The organism is Allobosea sp. UNC402CLCol (assembly GCF_000745475.1).
GTDB classification, from domain to species: Bacteria; Pseudomonadota; Alphaproteobacteria; order Rhizobiales; family Beijerinckiaceae; genus Allobosea; species Allobosea spartocytisi.
Window position 1 is genome coordinate 605,981 of sequence record NZ_JQJJ01000009.1, and the last position, 15,761, is coordinate 621,741.

Annotated in this window: 13 protein-coding genes; all 13 read left to right on the forward strand. The window is 68.5% G+C overall.

The features are described 5' to 3' along the window. The 13 genes from GY40_RS10120 to GY40_RS10180 all read left to right on the forward strand — a co-directional run bounded on the left by GY40_RS10120 (position 1) and on the right by GY40_RS10180 (position 15,575). Positions 1–882, forward strand: a complete 882-nt coding sequence (locus GY40_RS10120; RefSeq protein WP_038361434.1) for a DUF2163 domain-containing protein — start codon at positions 1–3, stop codon at positions 880–882. After that, the gene (locus GY40_RS10125) at positions 879–1,310 is read left to right on the forward strand and encodes an NlpC/P60 family protein (RefSeq protein WP_038361437.1); all 432 of its coding nucleotides are present in this window, start codon (positions 879–881) and stop codon (positions 1,308–1,310) included. Before GY40_RS10120 ends, GY40_RS10125 begins: the two co-directional genes overlap by 4 nt. Continuing rightward, the gene (locus GY40_RS10130; RefSeq protein WP_038361441.1) at positions 1,310–5,227 is read left to right on the forward strand and encodes a baseplate multidomain protein megatron; all 3,918 of its coding nucleotides are present in this window, start codon (positions 1,310–1,312) and stop codon (positions 5,225–5,227) included. Before GY40_RS10125 ends, GY40_RS10130 begins: the two co-directional genes overlap by 1 nt. 63 nt (positions 5,228–5,290) lie before the next feature. Then, positions 5,291–5,614 carry a PepSY domain-containing protein gene (locus tag GY40_RS10135; protein WP_051987736.1) on the forward strand — a complete coding sequence of 108 codons (324 nt, stop codon included), beginning with the start codon at positions 5,291–5,293 and terminating at the stop codon, positions 5,612–5,614. A 39-nt stretch (positions 5,615–5,653) separates the two neighbouring features. After that, positions 5,654–6,322 carry a response regulator transcription factor gene (locus tag GY40_RS10140; protein WP_038361444.1) on the forward strand — a complete coding sequence of 223 codons (669 nt, stop codon included), beginning with the start codon at positions 5,654–5,656 and terminating at the stop codon, positions 6,320–6,322. Positions 6,323–6,331: 9 nt separating this feature from the next. Then, positions 6,332–7,714 (forward strand): ATP-binding protein, encoded by a 1,383-nt coding sequence (locus tag GY40_RS10145; RefSeq protein ID WP_038361447.1) that lies wholly within the window; start codon positions 6,332–6,334, stop codon positions 7,712–7,714. A 65-nt stretch (positions 7,715–7,779) separates the two neighbouring features. After that, on the forward strand, positions 7,780–8,883 hold the full coding sequence (gene ccmI / locus GY40_RS10150) for a c-type cytochrome biogenesis protein CcmI (RefSeq protein WP_051987737.1): 1,104 nt from the start codon (positions 7,780–7,782) through the stop codon (positions 8,881–8,883). Between the two features lie 41 nt (positions 8,884–8,924). Continuing rightward, positions 8,925–9,386 carry a cytochrome c maturation protein CcmE gene (gene ccmE / locus GY40_RS10155; RefSeq protein ID WP_038362482.1) on the forward strand — a complete coding sequence of 154 codons (462 nt, stop codon included), beginning with the start codon at positions 8,925–8,927 and terminating at the stop codon, positions 9,384–9,386. A 7-nt stretch (positions 9,387–9,393) separates the two neighbouring features. Beyond that, entirely contained in the window at positions 9,394–11,370 is a 1,977-nt protein-coding gene (locus tag GY40_RS10160) for a heme lyase CcmF/NrfE family subunit (protein ID WP_038361450.1), read from the forward strand. Between the two features lie 5 nt (positions 11,371–11,375). Continuing rightward, positions 11,376–11,840, forward strand: a complete 465-nt coding sequence (locus GY40_RS10165; protein WP_038361453.1) for a cytochrome c-type biogenesis protein — start codon at positions 11,376–11,378, stop codon at positions 11,838–11,840. A gap of 121 nt (positions 11,841–11,961) precedes the next feature. Further along, the gene (locus GY40_RS10170; RefSeq protein ID WP_038361456.1) at positions 11,962–13,140 is read left to right on the forward strand and encodes a trypsin-like peptidase domain-containing protein; all 1,179 of its coding nucleotides are present in this window, start codon (positions 11,962–11,964) and stop codon (positions 13,138–13,140) included. Between the two features lie 265 nt (positions 13,141–13,405). After that, entirely contained in the window at positions 13,406–14,089 is a 684-nt protein-coding gene (locus tag GY40_RS10175; protein WP_038361458.1) for a response regulator transcription factor, read from the forward strand. Beyond that, positions 14,073–15,575: a sensor histidine kinase gene (locus GY40_RS10180; protein ID WP_081925295.1), complete on the forward strand. Its 1,503-nt coding sequence runs from the start codon at positions 14,073–14,075 to the stop codon at positions 15,573–15,575. The genes GY40_RS10175 and GY40_RS10180 overlap by 17 nt, the downstream gene beginning before the upstream one ends. Positions 15,576–15,761: the final 186 nt, after the last annotated feature.

Consider the following 15,761-nt stretch of genomic DNA (forward strand, 5'->3'; position numbering starts at 1 on the left):
ATGCGCGATATCCCGCCCAACCTTGCCGCTCATCTCGAAGGCGGCGCGACGACGCTGTGCCGCTGCTGGAGCCTGACACGGCGCGACGGCTTCGTTCTCGGCTTCACCGATCATGACTGGCCGCTCACTTTCGAGGGCATCGCCTTCGCCGCCGTGACCGGGCTCGAGGCGGCCGAGGCCACGGCCGAGCTCGGCTTCGCCATCGGCGGTGGCGATGTCGCCGGTGCGCTCGCCGCGACCGGGCTGAACGAGGCCGATCTGGCGCGCGGCCTCTACGACGATGCGCGTCTGCGGATCTGGCTGGTGAACTGGGCGGAAACCGGCCAGCGCGTGCTGCTCGACGAAGGCTTCGTCGGCGAGGTCAGGCGGGGCGAGAGCGGTTTCACGGCCGAGGTCCGCAGCTTCGCCAAGGCCTTCGACGAGGAGCGCGGCCGGCTCTATATGCGCTCCTGCTCGGCCGATCTCGGCGATGCCCGCTGTGGCTTCGCAATAGCGGTGGTCGAGGCGGTCGTGGCGGAGAGCGACGGCCGCCTCGCGCTCTCCGCGGTGGGGATGGGGGCTTATGCCGACGGCCATTTCACCGGCGGCAAGCTCGTCTTCACCGCCGGAGCCAATGCCGGCTTCGCCGTCGAGGTGAAGCGCCACGGCCGGGAAGGAAGCCTGGCGGTGTTCCAGCTCTGGCAGGCGGCCCCCGCAGCGATTGCTCCCGGAGACGCGTTCAGCGTGACGCCGGGTTGCGACAAGAGCTTTGCGACGTGCCGGACGAAGTTCGGCAACGGCGTCAATTTCCGGGGCTTCCCGCATATGCCGACCTCCGACTTCATCATCGGCGGTGTCCGGCCGGGCGACGGCGTCCTCGATGGCGGGAGCCTGTTTCGATGATACGAGACGAGATCGTCGCCGCCGCGCGGGAGTGGCTCGGAACGCCCTATCATCATCAGGCCTCGCTGCGCGGCGTCGGCTGCGACTGCCTTGGGCTGGTGCGCGGCGTCTGGCGTGAGCTATGTGGACCCGAGCCGGAAGCGCCGCCGCCCTATTCGCCGAGCTGGGCCGAGAGCCTGGGCCGGGAGACGCTGGCGCTGGCGGCGTCGCGCCACCTCGCGCCGGTCGTGCCGGAGGCGGTGCGGCCGGGTGACGTGCTGCTCTTCCGCTGGCGCGAGCATCTGCCGGCCAAGCATTGCGCCATCCTGAGCGCTCCCGATCGCATCATCCACGCCCATGACGGCGCGGCCGTCGCCGAGGTGGCCTTCACTGGCTGGTGGCGGCGCCATCTCAGCCATGCCTTTTCCTTTCCCGGAGTCAGCGACTGATGGCGACGCTTCTTTTGCAGGTGGCGGGCGCGGCGCTTGGCACCGCGCTGGGTGGGCCGGTGGGCGGCGCCATCGGCCAGGCGCTCGGCGGTCTCGCAGGCGCGACCGTCGACCAGGCCTGGCTCGGCGGCTCGGGCGGGAACAAGATCGTCGAAGGGCCGCGGCTGAAGGAGGTCAACGGCCTCGCGGCAACGGAGGGCGCGGCGATTCCGCGTCTCTACGGTCGGGCGCGGCTGGGCGGTCAGCTCATCTGGGCGACGCGCTTCGAGGAGGAGATCAAGCTTTCGATCACCCGGACCAAGAGCGGCGGCAAGGGCGGACGCGCGCAGAAGACCTACGAGACGACCTACAGCTACTATGCGAACCTCGCGATCGGCCTCTGCGAGGGACCGATCGCCTTCATCCGCCGCATCTGGGCCGATGGCCGCGAGCTCGACGTGAATACGGTGGTGATGCGGGTCCATCACGGCGATGAAGCGCAGGAGCCCGACCCGTTTATAGTCGCCAAGGAGGTCGGCGAGGCGCCGGCCTATCGCGGGCTCGCCTATGTCGTCTTCGAGCGCTTTCCGCTGGCGGATTACGGCAACCGCATCCCGCAATTCGATTTCGAGGTCGTGCGCGCGGTGGATGGCCTGGGCGCCATGATCCGCGCCGTCGCGCTGACTCCCGGCGCCGGCGAATTCGTCTACGATATCCGGCCGGTCAACCACGAGCCCGAGGCCGGCGTCACCGAAAGCCTGACGCGCCACCAGCTCTATGGTGGCGCGGATGTCGATACCGCGATCGGCCATCTCGTCGCGCTTTGCCCCAATCTCAGGCGTGTTTCGCTCGTCGTTTCCTGGTTCGGCGACGATCTGCGCGCCGGCTCCTGCAGCGTCGCGCCTCGTGTCGAGGTCGCGCATAAGCCGACTGTCGGCGCGGAGTGGTCCGTTGCGGGGCTGAGCCGCGCTTCGGCCCGTCCGGTCAGCCAGATCGAAGGCCGCCCGGCCTTCGGAGGAACACCCTCGGACGAGAGCGTGATCGCGCTGATCCGCCGCCTGCGCTTCGACCACGGGCTGGAGGTGGTGCTCTATCCCTTCCTGATGATGGATATCCCTGCCGGCAACGGCCTGCCGGATCCGCATTCGGGAGCGGCCAGCCAGCCGCGCTATCCCTGGCGCGGTCGCCTCACCTGCGATCCCGCCCCGGGCCGACCCGGCACTCCGGATGGAACCTCCGGCACGGCGGCGCAGGTCGCGGCCTTCATCGGCACCGTCGCCCCCGCCGACATGAGCGCGGCCGGCAGCGCCGTTTCCTGCGCCAAGCCGGACGAATGGTCCTATCGCCGCTTGGTCATGCACTGCGCCATGCTGGCGCAGGCGGCGGGCGGCGTCGAAGGCTTCGTCATCGGTTCGGAATTGATCGGGTTGACGCGCCTGCGCGATGCGAGCGGCTATCCGATGACCGGGCATCTCGTCGCGATTGCCGAGGATGTGCGGACGATCCTGCCGGCGACGACGCTGACCTATGCCGCCGACTGGACCGAATACGGCGCCGATGTCCGCAATGGCGGGCAGGATATCGACTTCCCGCTCGATCCGCTCTGGGCCTCGCCCGCCATCGGCGCTATCGGCATCGACTATTATCCGCCGCTCTCCGATTGGCGCGATTCCGCCGCGCATGCCGATGCCGCCATCGCACGCGGCCCGGTCGATCTCGCCTATCTGCGCGGGCGTCTGATGTCGGGCGAAGCCTATGACTGGTATTACGCCGACGAGGCCGGACGGGCCGCGCAGGAGCGTTTGCCGATCGCCGACGGCGCCTATGGCAAGCCCTGGCTGTTCCGCCCGAAGGACCTCGTCGGCTGGTGGAGCCATCCCCATATCCGTCGTGCCGGCGGCGTGGAAACCGGCGCGACCGCTTTCGTGCCCGGCGCCAAGCCGATCTGGCTGACCGAGATCGGCGTGCCCGCGGTGGACAAGGGCGCGAACGCACCGAATGTCTTCCCGGATGTGAAGTCGGACGAGGGTGGCGTGCCGCCGTTCTCGAGCGGAGCGCGCGACGATCTCGTGCAGGCCCGCGCTCTGGAGGCGATCATTTCCGGCTTCGATCCGGCCCGCACCGGCTTCGAGGCCGCGCGCAACCCGGTCCACCCGGTCAGCGGCATCCGCATGGTCGACCCGGCGCATATCTTCGTCTGGAACTGGGATGCGCGGCCGTTTCCTGCTTTTCCTGATCTCGGCGGCATCTGGGCCGATGGCAGCAATTTCGAGACCGGCCACTGGCTCAACGGCCGCCTCGAAGGCACGCCGGCCGATCGGCTCGTGGCGAAGCTGCTGGCCGATTTCGGCTTGCCGCCCGCCGACCGGATCGTCGTGGACGGCTTTCTCGACGGCTATCTGCTCGACCGGCCGCTCTCGGCCCGGCAAGCGCTGGAGCCGCTCGCCCAGACCTTCGGCTTCGATGCGGTGATGAGCTCAGGCGCTTTGCGCTTCGAGGGCAGGGGCGGGGCCGTAGCGCGCCGACTCGGGTCGGACGATCTGATTCTCGACCGTGACGGTGAGCCTTTCGCCCTCAGGCGCATGCAAGAGACGGAGCTGCCGCTCGAATTACGGCTTGGCTTCAGCGACGGCGAGAACGGCTATCGCAGTGCCGCCGCGCGCTCGCGCCGCCTCGCCGGCGCCGCCCGGCGCGAGGTCGCGGTCGAGACGGCGATCGTCACGCGCATGGCGGAAGGCCAGCGCCTCGCCGACCAGCGCTTGCAGGAGGCCTGGGCAGCGCGCGAGACGCTCGAATGCGAGGTCTCGCCCCGCTGTCTCGACCTCGAGCCGGGTGATGTCGTCGCCTTGCCGGTGGAAGGGAGCGACCGTCTTTTCCGGATTACCCGCATTGCCGACGGGCCCACCCGGCGCATCGCGGCGCGGCTGGTCGAGCCGGCGATCTACAGGACAGCTGGCATCAAGGGAGGCGACCGGCCGCCGCGGCTACCGCCGCCTCTGCCGGGACGGCCTCTTGCCGTGCCGCTTGCGCTGCCGATCGTGACGGGGCAGCCGCCGGCGCTGCTCTCCCTGGCCGCTTTCGCGGCGCCCTGGCCCGGAGCGCTGGCGGTCTGGCGGGCCGGGGATACCGGCCTCTTCGATCTCGCCGGCTTCGTCGAGGCCCCCTCGATCGTGGGTGAGACGCTGACCGACCTTCCGGCCGGACCGCTCTGGCGCAGTGACCGGCATGCGGTTCTGGAGGTGAAGCTTCGGGGCGGTGTGCTGTCTTCCGTCCCGGCCGAGAGCGCTCTCGCCGGGGCCAACGCGCTCGCCCTCATCGACGAGGCGGGTGGCATCGAGCTCGTCACCGTCTCTCAGGTCGAGCTGATCGGGCAGCAGCGCTTCCGCCTGTCGGGCTTCCTGCGCGGGCTCGGCGGTTCGGAAGCGGCCGCGCAACGTCACCTGGCGGCGGGCGCGCGGGTCGTGGTGCTCGACGGCTCGGCCGTCGCCCTGACCAGCGATCTCGCCGATCTCCATCGGACGCTGCGCTACAGGGTCGGCCCGGCGCGGCAGGATGTCGGCGATCCGACGATGGTGGAGTTTTCCGCTGACGTCGAAGGGCCGGCGCTGCTGCCGCTATCGCCGGTACGTGTGCGGGCGAGGCGCACCGAAGGTGGCATCGCGTTGAGTTGGCTGCGGCGCACGCGCGTCGAGGGTGATTCCTGGGATCTGGCGGAGGTGCCGCTCGGCGAGGAAAACGAGCGCTACCTCGTCGCTATTCTCGATGGGGACATCGCGGTTCGTAGCGCAACCGTGAACGAAGCGGGCTGGCATTATCCCACGGAGCAGGAGAACCTCGATTTCGGCGGACCGCGGAGCGAAATCTCGCTTTCGGTGCGCCAGCTTGGCGGGGCGGTCGGCCCCGGGCAGGAATGGCGTGGACATGTCGCGGTGGTCTGACCTCGCCTGGGTTGTGGAATGGACCGGGCATTCATGGCGCATTCAGGCGCGCGGGGCTAAGTCATGACGATGATGCCGGTCGAACCCCTCCTTGCCTTTGCGCTTCTGGCTTCCTCGCCGGCCCCTATCGTTCGCATCGACGACCAAGCGCCGATTTCCTGTCTGTCCTCCGACGAGATGCGCGACGCCGTCGCCGATGGCAGGGTGATCCAGCCCGCCGAAGCCTCTCGCCACGCGCGCCATGCGGCGCCGGGCGAGGTGGTTCGCATTCGTCTCTGTCGGCAAGGCGAGGAATTCGTGTATGTCGTGACGACGTTGAAGCGTGATGGCAAGGTCGCACGCGTGACGCTGGAGGGACAATCCGGCAAGGTGGCCACCATCCGCTGACACCGGCCGGATAAACCCGCAAACGGGAGCGAACAGACCGTGAGACTGCTCGTCGTCGAGGACGACAAGGACCTCAACCGCCAGATCGTGACGGCGCTTGAGAATGCGGGCTATGCCGTCGACAAGGCTTTCGACGGCGAGGAGGGGCTCTATCTCGGCGAGACCGAGCCCTATGACGCCGTCATCCTCGACCTTGGCCTGCCCAAGGTCGATGGCGTCGCGGTGCTGCAGGGCTGGCGCCGGGCGGGCAAGACCATGCCGGTGCTGATCCTGACGGCACGCGACCGCTGGAGCGACAAGGTCGGCGGATTCGACGCCGGCGCCGACGACTATGTCGTCAAACCCTTCCATGTCGAGGAACTGCTGGCGCGGGTGCGCGCTTTGCTGCGCAGGGCCGCCGGCCATGCCACCTCCGAGCTCGTCTGCGGGCCGGTTCGGCTCGATACGCGGGCGAGCCGCGTCGTCGTCGACGGCAACCCGGTGAAGCTGACCTCCCACGAATACCGGCTGCTCTCCTATCTCATGCACCATCAGGGCAGGGTGGTTTCGCGCACCGAGTTGGTCGAGCATCTCTACGATCAGGATTTCGATCGCGACTCCAACACCATCGAGGTTTTCGTCGGCCGATTGCGCAAGAAGCTCGGCGTCGAGATCATCGAGACCGTCCGCGGGCTCGGCTATATCGCCGCCGCTCCGGAAAAGGTCTGATCCCGGCACATGCCGTTCAAATCCCATCGCTATTCGCTGGGAGCGCGGCTGTTTCTCTCGGCGGCATTCTGCTGCATCCTGATCCTGGTGGTCGCCGGCCTCAGCCTCACCGCCTTTTATCGCCGTTCGGCCGAGCGCGGCTTCGATGAGCGGCTTTCGGTCTACATCAAGCAGCTCGTCGCCGATCTCGCCGCGCCGCCGGAGACCGAGCGCCAGACGATCGGCGACCTCGGCGAGCCGCGCTTCGATCTCCCGTTGACCGGCTGGTACTGGCAGATCACGCGGCTCGACGGCGACCGGCCGAACGTCCGCTCTTCCCGCTCGCTGGTCGGAGGGCAACTGCCCAAGCTGCTCGATCAGGGGCTTGCACCCAATAGCCGCGGCCTGCGCGAAAGCTATGTCTCCGGCCCCGACGACCGCATGCTGCGGGTTCTCGAACGCGAGATCGATGTCGGCGAGGATGGCCGCTTCACCGTCGCCGTCGCCGCTCCGGCGGACGAGATCGAGGGCGATATCCAGGATTTCCGCCTGGCATTGACGATGACCTTCGTGCTGCTGGGCCTGATCCTGGTCGCTTCGACACTGGTGCAGGTCCGCTTCGGCCTGCGCCCGCTCGTTCGGCTGCGCGCTGCCGTCGGCGCCGTCAGGACGGGCGAGAACCCGCGCATCGTCGGTGACTATCCCCCGGACCTTGCGCCGCTCGCCGGCGAGCTCAACCAGCTCATCGACACCAACCAGGAGATTCTGGAGCGGGCCCGCACGCAGGTCGGCAATCTCGCCCATGCCCTCAAGACCCCGCTCAGCGTGATGATGAACGATGCCGAGGCCGGGGTGGGAGAGGCGCATCTGGCGCAGACCGTGAGGACGCAAGCCGCCGTGATGCGCGACCAGGTCCAGTACTATCTCGATCGCGCGCGCGCTGCGGCGCTTTCGGGGGCGCTCGGCGGCGTGACCGAGGTGGCGCCTTCGCTCGAAGCGCTGCTGCGGACCTTCATGAAGATCTCCCAGGAGCGCGCCATCCAGGGCAGCCACTCGGTGCCCGCCCGGTTGCGCTTTCGCGGCGAGAAGCAGGATTTCGAGGAGATGCTCGGCAACCTGCTCGACAATGCTTTCAAATGGGCCGATGCCAAGGTGGAAGTCTCGCTGGAGGCCGGCACGGGCAGTCCCGGCAAGTCCATGGCGCTGCTCATCGACGACGACGGCTCCGGACTGCCGGAGGAGGCGATGGCCGAGGTGATCAAGCGCGGCCGCAGGCTCGACGAAACGACGCCCGGCTCTGGTCTCGGCCTGTCGATCGTGGTCGATCTCGCCAAGCTTTATGGCGGCGATCTGACGTTGTATCGCTCACCGCTCGGCGGCTTGCGGGCACGCCTGGCTCTCCCCGCCGTGTAGCGCGAGGGGGTCGCGTGACCCTTTGTCACCATGAACCGGACGGGCCAATTGGTTAAGAACACCCGATGATGATCTGGGCGGTCTTTGCGGTGATGACGGGAGCGGCGATTTTCGCCCTGCTCTGGCCGCTGAGTCGCGGGCAGGTTCCGGGCTTCGCCGACACGGCGGACGCCAGAAGCCTCTATCGGTCGCAGCTTGGCGAGATCGACCGCGACATGGCCCGCGGCCTGATCGCTGCGGGCGAGGCGGAAGCGGCGCGGGCCGAGGCGGCGCGGCGCCTGCTGCGCGTGGCCGGAGACGAAGTCGCCCCGGCCGGCGAGACGGAGCCATCGCTGCGCCGTCGCCGCGCGAGTTCCGCGTTGATGCTCTCGGTCGTGCCCCTGCTCGCGCTGCTGATCTACGGCATCTACGGCTCGCCCGATAATCCCGACCAACCGCTCGCGGCGCGCCTCGAGCAGGCTGGCCCGCAGCAGGACTTCGCCGTCGTCTTCGCACGCATGGAAGCACATCTCGCCGCCAATCCGACCGACACGAAGGGCTGGTCGCTGATTGCGCCGATCTATCTCAGGCAAGGGCGTTATGACGACGCCGCCAATGCCTTCGCTGCGGCCATGCGCAACGGCAAGCCGGATCCGGATCTGTTCTCCGGTCTCGGTGAAGCCCGCACGCTCGCTGCGGAGGGGGTCGTCACGGCCTCTGCCCGCGAAGCCTTCTCCGAGGCCGTGAAACGCGATCCGAAGAATGTACGGGCGCTGTATTATCTTGCTCTGGCCAAGGAGCAGGACGGCGACGCGCCGGGCGCGATCGCCTCTCTCAACGAGCTTCTGGCCGGCGCGCCGCCCGATGCCAACTGGACCGCGCCGGTGCGCGACCGGCTGGCCCGGCTGGAGGCGCAGGCGAAGGGCGATGCGATCGCGGCTTTGCCCGATGCCGAGCGCGCGCAGGCGATCAAGGGCATGGTGGACGGCCTCGCGCAACGGCTGAGCGCCGGTGGCGGAACGCTGGCCGATTGGTCGCGTCTGATCCGGGCGCGAGCGGCGCTTGGCGAGAAGGCCGAGGCGTCGCAAGCCGCCCGGACGGCGCGCGAAAGGTTGGGACAGGACGCCGCCGCCCTTGCGGCGCTCGACGCTCTGGCCGATGAGCTGGACCTGAAGGAGGTCAAGCCATGACGGCTGCCCAGACCACGTCGCTGCGGCCGGCGAAGCGGCGCATGACCCGCAAGCAGCGCCGCCTGACGATCATCGCGGCGGCCGGGGCCGTGCTCGCGCTCGCCGCAGGGCTGGTGCTCTTCGCCATGCGCGACGCCATCGTCTTCTTCTACGGACCGACCGAGATCGCCGAAAAGGGCGTCATGCCCGGCACGCGCATGCGGCTCGGCGGGCTGGTCGAGAACGGTTCCGTCCAGCGTGGGCCGGGCCAGCGTGTCGCCTTCGCGGTGACCGACGGCAAGAGCACCGTGAAGGTCAGCTATGACGGGCTTCTGCCGGACCTGTTCCGGGAAGGGCAGGGCGTCGTGACGGAAGGCGTCTTCGAGGGCGCCGGTCGCTTCAAGGCGGATTCGGTGCTCGCCAAGCATGACGAGACCTATATGCCGCGCGAAGTCGCCGACACCCTCAAGAAGCAGGGGCATTGGCAGGGCGAGGCCGGCGCGACCGCCCCGGTCAAGCCGTGAGCCCCTCATGATCGTCGAGATCGGACATTACGCGCTGGCTCTCGCATTCGGGGTCTCGGTCATCCAGGCCCTGGTGCCGCTCTGGGGGCTGTCGCGGCAGGACCGCGCGCTGGCCGCGGTCGGCGCGAGCGCCGCTCTCGTCAGCTTCGGACTGGTTGCCTTGTCCTTCGCGACGCTGGTCGCCTCCTATGTCCGCTCCGATTTCTCGGTCGCCAACGTCTTCGAGAATTCCCACTCCGCCCAGCCGCTGATCTACAAACTCACCTCCGTCTGGGGCAATCACGAGGGCTCGCTGCTCCTCTGGGTGCTGATCCTGACATTGTTCGGTGCGCTGGTGGCCGTCTCGCACCGGTCATTGCCGCCGCGCCTGCGCGCCGGAGCCCTGGCGGCGCAGGGGCTGGTCGCAGCGGCCTTCCTTGCCTTCATGCTGTTCACCTCGAACCCGTTCCGGCGGCTCGTGCCGGCGCCGGCGGAAGGGCAGGACCTCAACCCCATCCTGCAGGACCTCGGCCTCGCGATCCATCCGCCGCTGCTCTATGTCGGCTATGTCGGCTTCTCGATGACCTATGCCTTCGCCGTCGCTGCCTTGATCGACGGGCGGATCGACGCGATGTGGGCGCGCGCCGTCAGGCCCTGGACATTGCTGGCCTGGGTCTTCCTGACACTCGGCATCGCGATGGGTTCCTACTGGGCCTATTACGAGCTCGGCTGGGGCGGCTGGTGGTTCTGGGACCCGGTCGAGAACGCGTCCTTCATGCCCTGGCTCGCCGGCACCGCCCTGATCCACTCGACCGTGGTGATGGAGAAGCGCGATGCGCTGAAGGTCTGGACGATCCTGCTCGCGATCCTGACCTTCTCGCTTTCCCTGCTCGGCACCTTCATCGTCCGCTCGGGCGTGCTGACCTCGGTCCACTCCTTCGCCACGGACCCGGCGCGCGGCCTGTTCATCCTGCTGATCCTGGTCTTTTTCGTCGGCGGTTCGCTCGCGCTCTTCGCCTGGCGGGCGCCGCTCCTGCGGCAAGGCGGCCTCTTTGCGCCTGTGTCACGCGAGAGCGCGCTCGTCGTGAACAACATCTTCCTCGCGACGGCCTGCGCCACCGTCTTCGTCGGGACGCTCTATCCGCTGGCGCTGGAGATGGCGACCGGCGACAAGATCTCGGTCGGGGCGCCGTTCTTCAACGCCACCTTCGTGCCGGTCATGGTGCCGCTGCTTCTGCTTCTGCCGATCGGTCAGTCGCTCGCCTGGAAGCGCGGCGACCTGCTCGGCGCGGCGCAGCGCAACGCGGTCGCCTGCGGCCTCGCGGTCGTCGCGGCGCTGTCGCTGATCGCCTTCACGCGCGGCGGCCCCGTGCTGGCGCCGCTGGGCGTCGGTCTCGGCGTTTTCCTGGTGCTCGGCGCCGGCTTCGACCTTGGCGAGCGTATCGTCGCCCGGGCGAGCGGCTGGCCGGCGATGCTGTCGCGGGCGAAGGGCCTGCCGCGCTCGGCCTGGGGCACGGCGCTCGCGCATGCCGGCGTCGGGCTCAGCATCATCGGCATCGCGGCCGCGGCCTGGAGCAGCGAGGCCATCGCGGTGTTGAAACCCGGCGAGCGCCTGACCGCCGGGCGCTACACGGTCATGCTCGAATCCGTGGTGCCCCGGACCGGGCCGAATTTCCGGGCCGAGGTGGCGCGTTTCCAGCTTTTCTCGGGAGATCGCGAACTGGCGCCGCTGGAGGCCTCGAAGCGGGTCTACACGGCCCGCGCGATGCCGACGACGGAGGCCGGCATCCGCACGGACTGGCTGAGCCAGGCCTATGTCAGCCTCGGCGACGCACAGGATGACGGCCTCGCCGTCAGGCTCTACGACAAGCCCCTGATCCTGCTGATCTGGATCGGCGCCATCGTCATGGCGCTGGGTGGAGGCCTGTCCCTCACCGACCGCCGCTTCCGCCTGGCGGCCCCGCGTCGCGCGGCGCCCGTCGCGGCCGCGCAGCCGGCGGAGTGAAGCCGATGCGCAGCCTGCTGCTTGCCCTGGCGTTTCTCTGCCTCGTCCAGCCGGCGGCCCGTGCCGTCCAGCCCGACGAAGTCCTGAAGAATCCCGCCCTCGAGCAGCGCGCGCGAGAGATTTCGGGCGGTTTGCGTTGCCTGGTCTGCCAGAACCAGTCGATCGACGATTCCAATGCCCCGCTGGCGCGCGATCTGCGGCTCCTCGTCCGCGAGCGGCTCACCGCCGGCGACAGCGACAAGGCCGTGATCAACTTCGTCGTGGCGCGCTATGGCGAGTTCGTCCTGCTGCGCCCGCCATTCAACCTGCACACGCTCCTGCTCTGGACGGCGCCCTTCCTGATTCTCCTGGGCGGGGCGGCCTTCGTCTGGCGGCTCCGTCGCGTGGCCCCGCCTTCCGAGGCCGCTCCCCGCCTGACGGAAGAGGAACGGCAGCGCCTCGACCGGCTCCTGCAGGGCGAGCGGGATTGAGCCGAAGCCGGCCGCCAACCTTACGAAATCGTCATCTTCAGGCCAAAGCCACGTAAGGCGCCGGGCCTCATGGTCCTCGTCACGAGCAGGGAAAACCCTGTCGCTCCACGAGGTTCAAGCCATGACGACACAAATCACCCCGAAGAAGACCTTCCTGCGCCGCGGCGCCCTTCTGGCCGGGACTGCCATTCTCGGCATCGGCCTCGCTGCCGGCATCGCCGACCGCGCCTTCCTGCAGAACGACCTCGCTTTCGCGCAGCCAATCGAGCTCTCGGGCACCCAGACCCAGCTTCCCTCTTTCGCCGACCTCGTCGACAAGGTGAAGCCGGCCGTCGTCTCGGTGCGCGTCAAGACCGAGGTCGCCGCTGCCTCCGATCAGCAGAGCCTCGATGATCTGCCGCCGCAGCTGCGCCGCTTCTTCCGCGAATTCGGCGATCAGGAGGGCGGTCGCCAGAACAAGCCCAAGCCGCAGATCGGCATGGCGCAGGGCTCCGGCTTCTTCGTCAGCCAGGACGGCTATGTCGTGACCAACAACCACGTCGTCGAGCATGCGGTCGACGTTCAGCTCGTCACCGATGCCGGCAAGACGCTGGAAGCCAAGGTCGTCGGCACCGATCCGCGCTCCGATCTCGCCCTGCTCAAGGTCAAGGACAGCGGTGACTTCCCCTATGTGAAGCTCTCCGACAGCAAGCCGCGTATCGGCGACTGGGTGCTGGCGATCGGCAATCCGTTCGGTCTCGGCGGCACGGTCACGGCCGGCATCGTCTCGGCCCAGGGTCGCGATATCGGCTCGGGTCCCTATGACGACTTCCTGCAGATCGATGCGCCGATCAACCGCGGCAATTCGGGCGGCCCGACCTTCAACGGCAATGGTGAGGTCGTCGGCGTCAACACCGCGATCTACTCGCCCTCGGGCGGCAATGTCGGCATCGCCTTCGCGATTCCCGCCTCGACCGTCAAGCAGGTCGTCGACCAGCTCAAGAAGGACGGCAAGGTGGCGCGCGGCTTCATCGGCGTGCAGATCCAGCCTGTCACCAGCGAGATGGCCGATGCGATCGGCTTGAAGGACGCCCAGGGCGCGCTCGTCGCCGAGGCGCAGGGCAATGGCCCGGCCGCCAAGGCGGGCATCCGCCGCGGTGACACGATCACGGCCCTCAACGGCGAGGCGGTCAAGGACGCCCGCGACCTGTCGCGCAAGATCGCGAATTTCGCGCCCGGCACCAAGGCCACGATCACCCTGTTCCGCGAAGGCAAGTCACGTGACGTGACCTTCGAGGTCGGCCGCCAGCCCGCGGCCTGAACGAGGCAGGCGGGTCCCTTCGGTTTCCTGTCGCCCCAGCCGAGGGACCAGCTGTCGCAGCGGCAGGCCGGATGCGTATCCTCCGGCCTGCCGTTTCTTGTTGTCGGACCCGTCGTGGTCGGGTCTGGGTCGGGTGCGTCCCCGTCCTGGCGGGGCGGTGCGGCCGCCGAGGCCTCGCAACGGCATGGCGCCGCGTTCCCCGGATTGCCTCGTTGCCTTCGCAATGACGTGCAGCCTGCTCGGAGATTGGGCTACAATGTCCCCCATGCGACTCCTGATCGTAGAAGACGATGCCGAGGCTGCGGCCTATCTGACCAAGGCGTTCCGCGAGGTCGGCCATATCGCGGACCATGCCGCCGATGGCCTCGAGGGCTACGCCATGGCCGAGGGCGGCGGTTATGACGTGCTGGTCATCGACCGCATGCTGCCCCGGCTCGACGGCCTCTCCCTCATCCGCTCGCTGCGCGAGCAGAAGGACGAGACCCCGGCGCTCATCCTCTCTGCGCTCGCCCAGGTCGACGACCGCGTGAAGGGCCTGCGGGCCGGCGGCGACGACTATCTGCCGAAGCCCTACGCCTTCTCCGAATTGCTCGCTCGCGTCGAGGTGCTGGCGCGCCGCCGCGGCGCCCCTGCCTCCGAGCCCACGACCTATCGCGCCGGCGAGCTCGTGCTCGACCGGCTCGCCCACCGCGTTACGCGCGAGGGGCACGAGATCGTGCTGCAGCCGCGCGAGTTCCGCCTGCTCGAATATCTGATGAAGCATGCCGGACAGGTCGTCACCCGCACCATGCTGCTGGAGAATGTCTGGGACTATCATTTCGATCCCCAGACCAATGTCATCGACGTGCATGTGAGCCGCTTGCGATCCAAGGTCGACAAGGGCTTCGAGCATGCGATGATCCATACCGTCCGTGGCGCGGGATACATGGTTCGTGACAGCGCGCATTGAGCCCACCCCGCGCAAGCGCCCGCACTTCCTGCCGACGTTGTTCCGCACGACGGCGTTCAAGCTGACGGCGGTCTACCTCCTCATCTTCGCGCTCTTCGCCGCCTTCGTGCTCGGCTATGTCGCCTGGAACGCGCAGCGCCTGCTGAACGACCAGATCCGCTCGACCATCGACGCCGAGATCCAGGGCCTGGCCGAGCAGGCGCGCCAGGGCGGCATCCGCCGGCTCGTGAACATCGTCGAGCGGCGTTCGCGCGCTCCGGGCGCCTCGCTCTATCTGGTCACGACGCCGGTCGGCGAGCGCGTTGCCGGCAATGTCGAGGCGATCCCGCCCGGCACGCTCGACAAGACCGGCGAGAGCGAAATCGACTACGCTCGCACGAGCGATGCGATCGACACGCCGAGCCATGCCATCGTCCGCGTCTTCGTGCTGCCGGGAGGCTTCCGCCTGCTCGTCGGCCGCGATGTCGAGGAGCGCGAGCGGCTTGGCACGGTGATCCGTCGGGCGATCGGCTGGTCGCTGGCGTTGATCTTCATCCTCGGCTGCTTCGCGAGCTGGTTCGTGGCGCGCCGCGTGCTCCGGCGCATCGACGACATGAGCGAGACGGCGCATGGCATCATGGAGGGCGACCTCAAGGGCCGGCTCGCCATCGCCGGCACCGGCGACGAGCTGGATCGGCTGGCGCTCAACCTCAATGCCATGCTCGACCGCATCGGCGAGCTGATGGCGGGCATGCAGCAGGTCACCGACAACATCGCTCACGATCTCAAGACGCCGCTGACCCGATTGCGCAACAAGGCCGAGGAGGCGCTGCGCAGCGCCAAGTCGACCGATGCGTTGCGCGCCGCGCTCGACGGGGCGATCGAGGAGGCCGACAATCTCATCCGCGTCTTCAACGCGCTCCTGATGATCGCGCGGCTGGAAGCCGGCCGGACCAGCGACAACATGGACGATCTCGATCTTTCCGAGATCGTCTCGGGGGTCGCCGAGCTCTACGAGCCGCTGGCGGAGGAGGCGGGGCTGACCCTTGTCGGCGATGTCGCGCCCGGCCTCCATGTCTTCGGCAATCGCGAGCTGATCGGCCAGGCCCTCGCCAATCTCGTCGACAATGCCCTGAAATATGGCCGGCCGGAATCGGGTGGGGAGGCGGTTGTCACCGTCGCCGCCCGCCGCATGGACGCGGATATCGAGCTTTCGGTGTCCGATCACGGACCGGGCATTCCGGAGGAAGATCGCGGCCGCGTGCTCGACCGTTTCGTCCGGCTCGACGCCAGCCGCAGCCAGCCCGGCTTCGGGCTGGGGCTGTCGATGGTGGCCGGAGTCGTGCGCCTCCATGGCGGCCAGCTCAGGCTGGAGGACAATGCGCCGGGCTTGCGCACCGTCATCGCGCTGCCCGCCATCGCGCCCAAGCCTGTGGAAACGCCGACGCCATCCGACCCCGCCGTCTCGACAGCCGAGCCAAACCCTGCTGGCGTGCCGTCCCTCTGAAGGCGTTTGGAAATCTGGACCCGAGCGCTTTCGATCAGGCTGCATCGTCATTGCGAGCGCGGCGAAGCAATCCAGGGGATTGGGGCGAGCGGTTCAGCCCAGCCCTCCTGGATTGCTTCGTCGCTTCGCTTCTCGCAATGACCCGTTTTGCGACCCACTCTGATCGAAAAGCGCTCGGCTCCAGAG

Bases quoted from the DNA above. Each gene is read 5' to 3' on its own strand.
- GY40_RS10120 (WP_038361434.1), top strand. From the start codon at position 1: ATGCGCGATATCCCGCCCAACCTTGCCGCTCATCTCGAAGGCGGCGCG.
- GY40_RS10125 (WP_038361437.1), top strand. From the start codon at position 879: ATGATACGAGACGAGATCGTCGCCGCCGCGCGGGAGTGGCTCGGAACG.
- GY40_RS10130 (WP_038361441.1), top strand. From the start codon at position 1,310: ATGGCGACGCTTCTTTTGCAGGTGGCGGGCGCGGCGCTTGGCACCGCG.
- GY40_RS10135 (WP_051987736.1), top strand. From the start codon at position 5,291: ATGACGATGATGCCGGTCGAACCCCTCCTTGCCTTTGCGCTTCTGGCT.
- GY40_RS10145 (WP_038361447.1), top strand. From the start codon at position 6,332: ATGCCGTTCAAATCCCATCGCTATTCGCTGGGAGCGCGGCTGTTTCTC.
- ccmI (WP_051987737.1), top strand. From the start codon at position 7,780: ATGATGATCTGGGCGGTCTTTGCGGTGATGACGGGAGCGGCGATTTTC.
- ccmE (WP_038362482.1), top strand. From the start codon at position 8,925: ATGACCCGCAAGCAGCGCCGCCTGACGATCATCGCGGCGGCCGGGGCC.
- GY40_RS10160 (WP_038361450.1), top strand. From the start codon at position 9,394: ATGATCGTCGAGATCGGACATTACGCGCTGGCTCTCGCATTCGGGGTC.
- GY40_RS10165 (WP_038361453.1), top strand. From the start codon at position 11,376: ATGCGCAGCCTGCTGCTTGCCCTGGCGTTTCTCTGCCTCGTCCAGCCG.
- GY40_RS10170 (WP_038361456.1), top strand. From the start codon at position 11,962: ATGACGACACAAATCACCCCGAAGAAGACCTTCCTGCGCCGCGGCGCC.
- GY40_RS10175 (WP_038361458.1), top strand. From the start codon at position 13,406: ATGCGACTCCTGATCGTAGAAGACGATGCCGAGGCTGCGGCCTATCTG.